This window comes from Janibacter sp. DB-40 (assembly GCF_029510815.1).
Lineage (GTDB): Bacteria > Actinomycetota > Actinomycetes > Actinomycetales > Dermatophilaceae > Janibacter.
Window position 1 is genome coordinate 105363 of the sequence record NZ_CP120360.1, and the last position, 12101, is coordinate 117463.

Annotated in this window: 11 protein-coding genes; 7 read left to right on the plus strand and 4 right to left on the minus strand. The window is 71.2% G+C overall.

The features are described 5' to 3' along the window. Positions 1-36: 36 nt before the first annotated feature. Positions 37-234 (minus strand): hypothetical protein, encoded by a 198-nt coding sequence (locus PVE36_RS00560; protein WP_277453901.1) that lies wholly within the window; start codon positions 232-234, stop codon positions 37-39. Positions 235-315: 81 nt separating this feature from the next. Between PVE36_RS00560 and PVE36_RS00565 the strand changes: the two genes are divergently transcribed. Next, entirely contained in the window at positions 316-1221 is a 906-nt protein-coding gene (locus tag PVE36_RS00565; protein ID WP_277453902.1) for a LysR family transcriptional regulator, read from the plus strand. Between the two features lie 203 nt (positions 1222-1424). Beyond that, on the plus strand, positions 1425-2339 hold the full coding sequence (locus PVE36_RS00570; protein WP_277453903.1) for an oxidoreductase: 915 nt from the start codon (positions 1425-1427) through the stop codon (positions 2337-2339). A gap of 180 nt (positions 2340-2519) precedes the next feature. Here PVE36_RS00570 and PVE36_RS00575 read toward each other — a convergent pair whose 3' ends face one another. Further along, positions 2520-3839, minus strand: a complete 1320-nt coding sequence (locus PVE36_RS00575) for an HNH endonuclease signature motif containing protein (protein ID WP_277453904.1) — start codon at positions 3837-3839, stop codon at positions 2520-2522. A gap of 272 nt (positions 3840-4111) precedes the next feature. Between PVE36_RS00575 and PVE36_RS00580 the strand changes: the two genes are divergently transcribed. Further along, positions 4112-5143: a hypothetical protein gene (locus PVE36_RS00580; protein ID WP_277453905.1), complete on the plus strand. Its 1032-nt coding sequence runs from the start codon at positions 4112-4114 to the stop codon at positions 5141-5143. Here PVE36_RS00580 and ugpC read toward each other — a convergent pair. Both ugpC and PVE36_RS00590 read right to left on the minus strand, forming a co-directional pair. Continuing rightward, the gene (gene ugpC, locus PVE36_RS00585) at positions 5136-6230 is read right to left on the minus strand and encodes a sn-glycerol-3-phosphate ABC transporter ATP-binding protein UgpC (RefSeq protein WP_277453906.1); all 1095 of its coding nucleotides are present in this window, start codon (positions 6228-6230) and stop codon (positions 5136-5138) included. The genes PVE36_RS00580 and ugpC overlap by 8 nt on opposite strands. 96 nt (positions 6231-6326) lie before the next feature. Continuing rightward, entirely contained in the window at positions 6327-7295 is a 969-nt protein-coding gene (locus PVE36_RS00590; protein ID WP_277453907.1) for a sugar-binding domain-containing protein, read from the minus strand. A gap of 109 nt (positions 7296-7404) precedes the next feature. Here PVE36_RS00590 and PVE36_RS00595 point away from each other — a divergent pair, with 109 nt between their 5' ends. The 4 genes from PVE36_RS00595 (at position 7405) to PVE36_RS00610 (ending at position 12069) form a co-directional block, all read left to right on the plus strand. Next, positions 7405-8778 (plus strand): sugar ABC transporter substrate-binding protein, encoded by a 1374-nt coding sequence (locus PVE36_RS00595; protein WP_277455881.1) that lies wholly within the window; start codon positions 7405-7407, stop codon positions 8776-8778. A 71-nt stretch (positions 8779-8849) separates the two neighbouring features. Beyond that, a complete protein-coding gene (locus tag PVE36_RS00600) occupies positions 8850-9731 on the plus strand; it encodes a sugar ABC transporter permease (RefSeq protein WP_277455882.1) in 882 nt (293 codons plus the stop codon). Beyond that, positions 9728-10570, plus strand: coding sequence for a carbohydrate ABC transporter permease (locus PVE36_RS00605; protein ID WP_277453908.1), 843 nt, complete (start codon positions 9728-9730; stop codon positions 10568-10570). Before PVE36_RS00600 ends, PVE36_RS00605 begins: the two co-directional genes overlap by 4 nt. A 47-nt stretch (positions 10571-10617) precedes the next feature. Beyond that, entirely contained in the window at positions 10618-12069 is a 1452-nt protein-coding gene (locus PVE36_RS00610) for a mannitol dehydrogenase family protein (protein WP_277455884.1), read from the plus strand. Positions 12070-12101: the final 32 nt, after the last annotated feature.

Genomic DNA, 12101 nt, shown 5'->3' on the forward strand with positions numbered 1-12101 from the left:
GTGGAGGTCGGCCTGACGACGCTGTCAGGCCGGGCCTCAGTTGCGGGCGGTGATCGTGGCGGGGACGTACATGTTGGCGCCGCGACGGAGGGTCGCGACGATGCCGGAGAGGCCCAGCTCGCTCAGCGCGACGCGCTCGGTGCCGGGGGTGAGGTGACGGCCGGCGACCCACCACGGGGAGAGGCCCGCGACGAGGAGGACGGCCAGGACTGCGATCGTTGTGAAGATGCTCATGACTCAAGTATCACGAACATCTTCAACAACCACAAGCGGCGATTCCCACAAGAACATCAGGTAACGCCTTATGATCGATTCATGATCGATCTGCACCGTCTGTCCATCTGGCGCGCCGTCGTCGCGAGCGGTTCCGTCAGTGGCGCCGCGGCCAACCTCGGCTTCACCCCGGCGACCGTCAGTCAGCACATCATCGCCCTGCAGACGGCCGTCGGGCTGCCGCTGTACGAGCGGCGCGGGAGGGGTATCGAGCCCACCGCCGTGGGCGAGCGCCTGGCCGAGGCGTCGACCGAGGTGTTCGAGAGCGCGCGCCGCCTGGAGGCCTTCATCGAGGACCTGCACGCGGGGCCGACGCCCACCCTGTCGATCGGATCCTTCGCCTCGCTCGCCCGCGCCTGGCTGCCCGGCGTCGTCGCCGACCTCACGAAGGAGTTCCCCGACGTGCAGTGGGCCATCGACATCCACACGCCCGAGGCGCCCCCCGGGTACCGCACCCGTGACATCGAGATCGACGACGAGGTCCCGGCCGAGATGCCGCTCGACCTCAGCGGGTACCGGCGGCGGGAGCTGGCGATCGACGACTTCGGGGTCGCGGTGGCGGCCGGCCACCCGCTGGCCGGCGCGACGGAGGTGCGGGCCGTCGAGCTGCGCGACGAGCTGTGGATCGACCACGACATGTACGACCGCACGTCCGGCCGGGTGGTGCGGGACGCCTGCCATGCCGCCGGGTTCGAGCCGCGCTACGTGGCCCGGTCGGACGACCACAACGTCGCCTTCGCCATGGTGGGTGCGGGCGTCGGCATCGCGATGCTGCCGAGGCTGGCGAAGGGGGAGACCCCACCCCACGTGCACACGGCACCGGTCGTCGACCCCGTCCCGCAGCGGCGGATCGCGATGCACGTGCGGGACACGAGCAGCCACCTGGACTACGTCCAGCGGGCGGTCGAGCTGATCGAGGAGCGCGCGGAGGCGGGCCCCGGGGAGTAGGGGGCTACAGCAGGTCGTGGGTGGGGCGCGCACTCGGTCTCCTTCCCGCCTCTCGTCCGGTCTCAGTCGATCTACGATCTGGCCGATACATGGAGATAGGGGGCTACCGACCATTCCCGAGTGCCGGGAAGGTGGCTCGGGGACGAGCGAGTCGGTGCTCTGGCTCGCCCGGGGTTCGACTCCCGTGGTGACAGGGTGGGGACATGGACAACGGATCGTGGTCGAGCGAGGACATGCCGGACCTGACGGGGCGCACCGCGGTCGTCACCGGTGCAAACACCGGCCTCGGCGCGGTGACGGCACGGGAGCTCTCCCAGCGGGGCGCACGGGTGGTCCTCGCCTGCCGGGACATGGCGAAGGGGGCGGACGTCGCCGCTGACCTCGCCGAGGCGCAGGTGGTCCGGCTGGACCTCTCCTCCCTGGCGTCGGTGCGGGACGCCGCAGCGCAGATCCGGGAGATGACCGGCCGGCTCGACCTGCTGATCAACAACGCCGGCGTGATGATGACGCCCCGCGGGGTCACCCAAGACGGCTTCGAGCTGCAGCTCGGCACCAACCATCTCGGCCACTTCGCCCTGACCGGCCTGCTGCTCGACCGGCTCGTCGCCACCCCGGGGTCCCGGGTGGTCACCGTCTCGAGCCTGGCGCACCGCCTCGGGTCCGGGTGGATGAGATTCGAGGACCTGCACAGCGAGCGTTCCTACGACCGGATGGGGGCGTACGCGCAGTCGAAGCTGGCCAACCTCCTCTTCACCCACGAGCTGCAGCGGCGACTCGAGGCGACCGGTGCGGAGACCATCGCGGTGGCGGCACACCCGGGCATCTCGAGCACCGACCTCGGCCGCTACGTGCCCTGGTACGCGCGGCCGGTGGTCTCGGGCTTCACCCTCGCCGCAGGGCACAGCGCGGCGAAGGGGGCGCTGCCCACGCTCCGTGCCGCGACCGATCCCACCGTGGTCGGTGGCGATTACCTCGGTCCGACTGGCTACCGGCAGATGCGGGGACGACCCGGTGTGGTCACCCCGTCCCGTGCCTCGCGGGACCCGGAGGCCATGCGACGACTGTGGGAGATCTCCGAGGAGCTCACCGGCGTCCGGCCGCCGCTCGCCGTGGGTTAAAGCCCCAGGGGGTGTGTTGAGCGCCTCCGGGCCCGGACCCGTAGTCGTGGAGCTGCTCGCCGTGGGCCGGCAGCACCCCGGCGCCCTTGGAGGGGCGGGAGCACCTCGGAGCCTGGGATCGGGGCGCCCGTGGGCATGCCTTCGAGCCCTTCCTTGGGGAAGGGCTGTGGGGCGGGGTCGCTACAGGTGCCAGGTCACGCCGGTGGGGGTGATGCTCGCTCGCAGGTCTCGGGTGTGGACCCTGGTGTGGTGGCGCTCGCACAGCAGGGCGGCGTTGCCGATGTCGCTGGCCCCGCCGCGGGACCACCAGGCCACGTGGTGCGCGTCGCACCACTGCGGGGGCATGGTGCACCCCGGATAGGTGCAGCCGCCGTCACGTAGCCACAGGGCGCGTTTCTGCCCGGGGGTGAACCAGCGCGCCGAGCGGCCCAGGTCCAGGATCTCGCTGTCGCCGCCGAGCACGACCGGGATGATCCCCGCGTCGCAGGCCAGCTTGCGCACCACCGACGGGGCCAGCACCTGCCCGGTGGCGGTCACCCCCGCGCCGTGGGTGCCCTGGTGCAGGTCGTCCAGGCCGATGGTGACCACCACCTGCGCCTTCTCGCACTTCGGCTCCGCGCCCGGGGAGGCGACACCGCGGCGGATGATCTCCACCAGCGCGTCCGCCCGCCGCTGGGTCGCGGGCCGCTCATCCGCCTGACCGTCGGGGCCCTTGACCGGCCCCGACAGCGCGGCCAGGGCCGCGTCGACGACCGCGGCGCCCTCGGGATCGAGCACCACCCGGTACAGCGACATGCCGGCCGGGCCCTGGCTCTTGGTCAACGAGCGGCCGCGCTTGGCGCGACGGTCATCGTCCTCGCTCTCCTTCTCCGGCTTCAGCAACCGACCCGTGCGGGTGATCGCCACCGCCAGCTCCTTCTCGCCCAGCCCCCGCACCCGCTCCCGACGCCGCCCCTCCGGACCGGTGGCGACCACGTCGTCCTTCGCGGCCGCGACCAGGGCGCCCAGGTCCTCCTCAAGCATCTCCTCGTCCGCGACCGGCGCGACCTGCGCATGGAAGCGTGCCAGCTGGTCGGCCTTGCCCAACGGGAGCTCCCCGGCCTCGAAGGCTCCTCTCAGGTCGTTGACGGCATCTGTGGCCTTCAGCGCCGATGGGCCAGCCATCCGGGTGCCGGCCTGCGCGACCCGGACCACCGACGCGGTGTGCCGCACCCCCGGGTCCGGCGCCCGCTGGCCCTCGGCGCGGGTGACCCAGTCCGCCGGCGACCACGACGACTCCCCCGGCAACCCCCGCGCCAAGCCCTCGCGGACCAGGTCCACCTCGGCGACCTCCAACAGGGCACGTGCCTGCCCGACCACCGCCAACGCATCCGTGACCTCCGCATCCCCCAGACGCCACAACTCACCGCCACCACCAGCGCCCTGCGTCAACGACCGCAGCGCGTCACGCAGGCCGGGAGCAGTCCCGTAGCCCTCGTCCCACTGCGCTGTCATCGCCATGAAGAGACTCTGCCAGCGACCACCGACAACCCAGCCCGGGGCATGGTTTCGAGGCTCGCTCGCTACGCGAACTCACACCTCAACCACCACTGTCGGGACTCGCTATGCACACCTCAACCACCGGGTGTCGAAGGGCCAGTCCACAGGTGTGCGCACGCCCACCTGTGGACGGCATGCCAGTACCCGTACCGGCCGGCCGCTCCTCGCACGCATGAGCCGCGCTGCCGCGGGTAGGGCGACCACAACGACCCCCCCAACACGGAAGAAGCGAGATGAAACTGCAGGCACTCCGCAAGGTCTACGACGCGGAAGGACCCTTCGCCACCGTCTACCTGGAGGCGCGCTCGCCCGGCGAGGACGCACGCAAGCAGGTGCGGCTGCGCTGGGACGCCCTGCGTGGGCAGCTGGAGGACGCGGACGCACCGGAGGGCGTGGTGACCGCGCTCGACGAGGCGCTCCAGGAGGAGCAGAGCGGGGAGGTCCAGGCCGACGGTCGTGTCCTCGTCGCCGACCCGACGGGTGTGCTCCTCAACGAGCCGTGGGACGCCGCACTCGGCGCCGGCGACGCCGCCCACTTCGCCGGACAGCCCGAGCTGGGCGCCTACGTCCGGGAGTGGGCGCACTCGGTGCGGCTGCTGGTGGCGATCGTGGATCAGAACCGCGCCGTGGTCCGGCGTGAGGTCGCTGTCGCCGATCGCGAGCACCCTGCCGGCCCCGAGGAGGTCGTGGAGCCGGACACCGTCGAGTCCGTCCACAAGCCGCGCGGGCAGGCACTGTCCCACAAGCAGATCCAGCGTCGGGCGCACGAGACGGTCGAGCAGAACGCCCGGGAGATCGCCGAGCACCTCCAGTCGGTGGCCAAGCACTGGACACCGGACGTGCTGGTCCTGGCCGGCGAGGTGCAGGGCAGGACCGCGGTGCAGGAGGCGCTGCCCGAGGCACTCGCTCGGATCTGCCACCAGACCGACAGCGGAGGGACCGTCGACGAGGCGGCCGAGGAGGCACTCACCGCCGCGCTGCGCGAGCTGGCCAGCGACGTCGCGGCTGAGCGCGACCACCACCACCGTGAACGATTCGAGGAGGCCAAGGCGCACGACCGGGCGGTCGAGGGCTCGCGGGCCGTCGCTCAGGCCGCCGAGGCCGGCGCCGTCGACACCATCTTCTTCGGTGACGGCGAGGCCCCCTCGGGTGACGGAGAGTTGCTCGCCGCCTGTGCCCGGACGGATGCCGACGCCGAGGTGCTGGACGGCTCCGTCACCGATGGAGTCGCCGCGGTGCTGCGATTCGAGGCGCCCGTCAGTTGAGCCGTTCGCCGCTGTCGGCGTGGAAGACGTGCAGGTGCTCGGGGGCGGGCCGGACGCGTAGCGTGTCCCCGCGCATCGGCGGGCGTCGCCCGTCCACGCGCGCCACGAAGGGCTTCGTCTCCCCGTCCGAGCCGATGATGTCGATGTCCTCACCCATGGGGGTGGTGTGCACGTAGGCATCGGCGCCGAGCTCCTCGACGAGGTCGACCCGGAGGGGGAACCCGTCGTCGCTCGCGACCAGGTCCTCCGGACGGAGGCCGATGACGACGTGCGAGCCCGCGTCGGCGAGCACGTCGCGCGGGACCTCGAGCCGGTGGTCACCGAAGGTGACCCCGCCGTCGACGACCGGGACCTTCACGAGGTTCATGGCCGGGGAGCCGATGAAGCCGGCGACGAAGACGTTCGCCGGGCGGTCGTAGGTCTCCCGGGCCGTGGCGCACTGCTGCAGGTGGCCGTCCTTGAGCACCGCGATGCGGTCGCCCATCGTCATCGCCTCGGTCTGGTCGTGCGTGACGTACACGGTCGTCACCCCCAGGCGGCGCTGCAGCGAGGCGATCTGGGTACGGGTCTGCACGCGCAGCTTGGCGTCGAGGTTCGACAGCGGCTCGTCCATGAGGAAGACCTGCGGCTGCCGGACGATGGCGCGTCCCATGGCCACCCGCTGGCGCTGGCCACCGGAGAGGGCCTTCGGCTTGCGGTCGAGGTACTCGGTCAGGTCGAGGACCTTGGCCGCCTCGTCGATGCGCTTGGCGATGTCGGCCTTGTCGTTGCCGGCGATCTTCAGCGCGAAGGCCATGTTGTCGGCCACTGACATGTGCGGGTACAGCGCGTAGTTCTGGAAGACCATCGCGATGTCGCGTTCCTTCGGCGATGCCCCGGTGACGTCCGTGTCGCCGATGAGGATGCGCCCGCTCGTCACCTCCTCGAGGCCGGCGAGCATCCGCAGCGAGGTCGACTTGCCGCACCCGGACGGGCCGACGAGCACGAGGAACTCCCCGTCCGCGATGTCGATGTCCAGGGCGTCCACCGCGGGCGTCGGGTGCCCCGGGTAGGTCCGGGTGGCGCCGTCATAGGTCACCGTTGCCATGATCTCTCCTTCACCGGCGCTGGGCGCCGAACCGTTGTTCGGGGTGGGGGCGTGGGTGGTTGGGGACAGGGGCGCGAAGGGGGCGGGGCCGGCCGGTCATCGCAGCAGCTCCTCGGCGAGGGCGAAGTCGCAGAGGAGCCCGGTGACCAGGCCCCCTTCGACGGCTGCACGCACGGCGGTGGCCCGCTCGGAGCCGGAGCACACGGCGATGACCTCCGGGATGGCCACGAGCTCGGCGACGGACACCGAGATCAGCCGGTCGGCCAGCGGTGAGGTGACGCTGCGCCCGTGCGCGTCGAAGAGGACGCCGGCGATCTCGCCGACGACACCCGCCTCACGGACCTTCCGGCGCTCCTGCGCCGAGACGGCGTCGTGGATCGTCGAGGTGCCCGCACCCCACGCGCCGAGGCCGACGACGGCGTGGGTCACCCGGGACCGGTCGGCGATGGCGGTGCGGACCTCGCTCTGCCGCAGCACCGCACGGGCCGCGGCGGCATCCTCGAGGACGAAGGGGGCGAAGAAGAGCGTGGCCCGTCCGCCGGTGACCCGGGCGCTCTCCCGGGCGATGGAGACGGCGCTGGAGTCGACGCCGGGCACCTGCAGGGCGCCGGTCAGCTGGACGACGTCGACCGGGGGCAGGTCGTGCAGCAGGCCGGGCAGGACGCTGACCGTGCGCGACCACGGGAGTCCGAGCACGTCGCCCTCGCGCAACAGCTCTTGCAGCAGATCGGCGGCGAGCCGCGCCAGGGCCTCGCGCACGGCAGGAGCAGCGGCCGGTGTGGGCCCCGGCGTGACCAGCACGTGCTCGAGCCCCAGGTGGTCGCGCAGACGGGCAGAGGTCTCGGTGTCGAGGCTGTCCGGCGGCGTGATGCTGATCTGCACGATGCCCGCGCCCAGGGCGAGGTCGATGAGCCGGGCGACCTTGAAGCGGCTGATCCCCAGGGTCTCGGCGATGTCGGTCTTGGCCTCGCCCAGCACGTAGTGGCGCCGGGCGACCTCGGTCGCCAGGACGAGCTCCCTCGGCCCCGGACCGCCCTCGGTCGGGACCCTGCCGGTGGTTGACACACGAGCAGCATAAGCCCTTTACTCATATGAGCAACACCCCCGCTCATGTGAGCATCGGTGGATCGATGGTGACCACGCCGGCGGCGGTACCTCGTGCAACGGAGGACGAATCGTGCGACAGAGAGCCGGACGAGCACTGTGTGCCACGGCGGCGGCCACGCTGGCCCTCACGGCCTGCACCGCGGGCTGGGGCGGAGGCGCTCCCGAGGGCGGCAGCGGCAGCATCAACGTGCTCATGGTCAACAACCCCCAGATGGTCGACCTGCAGCGGCTGACCAGGGAGCACTTCACCGAGGACACCGGCATCACCGTCAACTTCACGGTCCTGCCGGAGAACGACGTCCGCGGCAAGATCAGCCAGGAGTTCTCCAGCCAGGCAGGCCAGTACGACGTCGCCTCGCTGAGCAACTTCGAGGTCCCGATCTACGCCCGGGCCGGGTGGATCGCACCCCTCGACGAGTACGCCGAGCAGGACAGCGAGTTCGACCAGGACGACATCCTCGACTCGATGGAGAGCTCGCTCTCGCAGGACGGCTCGATCTACGCCGAGCCGTTCTACGGCGAGTCCTCCTTCCTCATGTACCGCAAGGACGTCCTCGCCGAGCACGACCTGACCATGCCCGACGAGCCGACGTGGGACGAGGTCGCGGAGGTGGCCGCCACCGTCGACGAGAACGAGCCGGGGATGGCCGGCATCTGCCTGCGCGGCCTGCCCGGGTGGGGCCAGGTCCTCGCGCCGCTGACGACGGTGGTCAACACCTACGGCGGTACCTGGTTCGACGAGGACTGGGACGCGCGCGTCGCCTCCCCGGAGTTCACCGAGGCCGTGCAGTTCTACGTCGACCTCGTCCGCGACCACGGTGAGCGCGGCGCGCCCCAGGCCGGCTTCGCCGAGTGCCTCAACAGCCTCGTGCAGGGGGAGTCGGCCATGTGGTACGACGCCACCTCGGCCGCGGGGCTCATCGAGGCCGAGGGCTCGCCGCACCGGGGCAAGTTCGGCTACGCGGCGGCACCGACCGTCGAGACGGACAGCTCGGGCTGGCTCTACGCGTGGGTGTGGAGCATGCAGTCGGCAAGCACGAAGAAGGACAAGGCCTGGGAGTTCATCTCGTGGGCGTCGAGCAAGGAGTACGAGGAGCTCGTTGGCTCCGAGCTCGGCTGGTCGCGGGTCCCCTCGGGCAAGCGCGCGTCCACCTACGAGAACGAGGACTACCTGGCCGAGGCCGGTGACTTCGCGGGACCGACCCTCGAGGCGCTCCAGGCGACCGATCCCCTGGACCCGGGCGTGCAGCCGCGCCCGGCGCCCGGCGTGCAGTTCGTCGGCATCCCGGAGTTCCCGTCCCTGGGGACGCAGGTCTCCCGGGAGATCAGCGCGGCGATCGCCGGCCAGCAGAGCGTGGAGGACGCACTCGAGCGCGGGCAGGAGCTCACCGACGACGTCGGCGCCCTGTATCGCGAGGGCAAGGGAGGGAGGCAGCCATGAGCGTCATGACCCGGACCGAAGGGGGCCGCGCCCCTGACGAGACCACGGGGCCCGATCCCCGGTCCAGCTCGATGGCCAGGGCGGGACGGTGGGCCCGACGGGCGCCGCTGCTTCCGGCGCTGATTTTCACGATCGTGGTCACCCAGCTGCCCTTCGCGGCGGCCGTGGTCATCTCGCTGATGAACTGGAATGCCTACTACCCCGACAACCGGGGGTTCGCGGGCTTCGGCAACTTCGCCAGCATCTTCACCGACTCCAACGCCCGCTCGGCGGTCCTCGTCACCATCCTGCTGACCGCCTCGGTGGTCCTCGTCAGCCTCGCCCTGGGGCTGGGCATCGCGATCCTGCTCGACCGGCCCTTCCGCGGTCGGGGGGTGGTGCGCACGATGATGATCACCCCCTTCCTCGTCGTGCCGGTGGCCGCGGCCCTGCTGTGGAAGCACGCCCTCTACAACCCGGAGTACGGGCTGCTCAACGGGATGCTCACGTGGGTCTTCGGGGACAACGCGCCGCAACCGGACTGGATCAGCGAGAACCCACTCGTCTCGATCATCGTCGCGCTCGTGTGGCAGTGGACCCCCTTCATGATGCTCATCCTGCTGGCGGGCCTGCAGAGCCGGCCGCTCGACGTCATCGAGGCGGCCCGCCTGGACGGCGCCAGCTCGTGGCAGATCTTCCGGTACATGACGCTGCCGCACCTGCGTCGCTACATCGAGCTGGCCGGCCTGCTCGGCGCGATCTACGTCGTGCAGAACTTCGACCACGTCTTCACCATCACCGCCGGCGGGCTCGGCACCGCCAACCTGCCGTACTTCATCTACGAGACCTTCTACCTCGCGCAGGACTACGGACGGGCATCCGCCGCGGGCGTGGTCACCGTCATCGGCACGCTGATCGTCGCGATCCTCGCGCTGCGCACGGTCTTCAGCATCTTCAAGGAGGAGACGTCGTGACCGCTGCACCCCAGATCGAGAAGTCCAGACGGCCAGGGCTCGCGGGCCTGCTCACGGCGGCCGCGTGGGTGTGCGGCATCCTCTTCGCCCTCCCGGTCCTGTGGATGGTGCTGACCTCCTTCCACAGCGAGCCGGACGCGGCCACCAACCCCCCGAGCCTCTTCGCGCCGCTCAGCCTCGAGGGGTACCGCTCCTTCCTCGACGCCGGGCCGTGGCCGCCGCTGCTGAACTCGATGACGGCCAGCATCGTCTCGACGATCCTCGTCATCCTGCTCGCCTTCCCCGCGGCATACGCCCTCTCGATCAAGCCGGTGGAGAAGTGGACGGACGTCATGTTCTTCTTCCTCTCCACGAAGATGCTGCCGATCGTTGCCGCGATCATGCCGCTGTACCTCTTCGCGCAGCAGCTCCAGGTGCTCGACAACATCTGGTTCCTCGTCGTCCTCTACACGGCGATGAACCTGCCGATCGCGGTGTGGATGCTGCGTTCCTTCCTCGCGGAGGTGCCCACGGAGATGCTCGAGGCGGCCCAGGTCGACGGTGCCGGCCTCATCCGCACCCTCGTGTCGGTCGTCGCGCCCGTCGTGGCGCCGGGGATCGCGGCGGCCTCGCTCATCTGCTTCATCTTCAGCTGGAACGAGCTGCTCCTCGCCCGGGTGCTCACGAGCACGGTGGCCCAGACCGCCCCGGTCTTCCTCACCGGCTTCGTCACCAGCCAGGGCCTCTTCCTCGCCAAGGTCTGTGCGGCGTCCTTCGTCGTCTCCGTGCCCGTGCTCGTGGCCGGCTTCGCCGCGCAGGACAAGCTGGTGCAGGGCCTGTCGATGGGAGCCGTCAAGTGAGCCGAGCGCTGGTCGACCTCACCGCCGACGAAGGGGGCCTCACCGGCCTGGACGAGCGGGTCGCCGCCCCCGGTTACGACCGCACGTCGCTGCGGACGGGGATCGTCCACTTCGGGATCGGTGGCTTCCACCGGGCGCACCTCGCGGCCTACCTCGACCGGCTCATGGAGTCGGGAGAAGCCTCGGACTGGGCCCTCACCGGGGTGGGGGTGCTGCCGCACGACCGCGCGATCGTGGAGACCCTCGCCGCGCAGGACGGGCGGTACACCCTCGTCGTCAAGCACCCCGACGGCCGCCTGGAGCCGCGCATCATCGGGTCCGTCCGCGAGGCGCTGCTCGCGCCGGACGATCCCGAGGCGGTGCTCGACCGACTGACCGACCCCGCGGTGCGCATCGTGTCGTTGACGATCACGGAGGGCGGGTACCTCGTCAACCAGGTCACCGGCGAGCTCGACGCCGACGCGGAGTCGATCCGGGCGGACCTCGTCCCGGGGGCCACGCCGAGCTCCGTCTTCGGGTACGTCGTCGAGGGGCTGCGCCGGCGCCGCTCCGCCGGCACCGCCCCCTTCGCCGTGATGTCCTGCGACAACCTCCCGGGCAACGGTGACGTGGCCCGGCGGATGATCACCGCCTTCACCCGGCTGACCGATCCCGACCTCGCCGACTGGATCGAGCGGGAGGTGGCCTTCCCCAACGCGATGGTCGACCGGATCACCCCGGTCACCTCGCCGGAGGACGTCGCCACGCTCGAGCGCGAGTTCGGCGTCCGGGACGGGTGGCCCGTCGTCTGCGAGCCCTTCACGCAGTGGGTCCTCGAGGACGAGTTCCCGCTGGGCCGCCCGCCGCTGGAGCAGGTCGGTGTCCAGCTCGTCGAGGACGTCGTGCCCTACGAGCTGATGAAGCTGCGGCTGCTCAACGCCAGCCACCAGGCGCTCTGCTACCTCGGCCACCTCGCCGGCCACCGCTACGCGCACGAGGTGCTGGGGGAGGAGATTTTCCGCCGCTTCCTCCACGGCTACATGGTCCGCGAGGGGATGCCGACGCTGCCCGAGGTCGCCGGGGTGGATCTCGAGGAGTACGCCCGCACGCTCATCGAGCGCTTCGCCAACCCCGAGATCCGCGACACCCTCGCCCGGCTCTGCGCCGAGAGCAGCGACCGGATCCCCAAGTGGCTGGTGCCGGTGATCCGCGCGAACCTCGCCGCCGGCGGGGAGATCGAGCTGTCCGCGCTCGTCGTCGCGTCCTGGGCCCGGTACGCGGAAGGGGTGGACGAGCAGGGGCACCCGATCGAGGTCGTCGACCGGATCCGGGAGCGGGTCATGGCCGCGGCCGCACGGCAGGAGGAGGACGAGCTCGCCTTCCTGCGCGACCCCGATCTCTTCGGCGACCTCGTCGTGGACGAGCGCTTCACCAGCGCCTACCGGCGGGCCCTCGCGAGCCTGCACGAGGTCGGTGCCCGGGCCACCGTCGAGCGATGGGTTGAGCGGGTCGGTGCCTGACCGTCCGTCGCGGCCCGCGGTGGCCGAAGTCG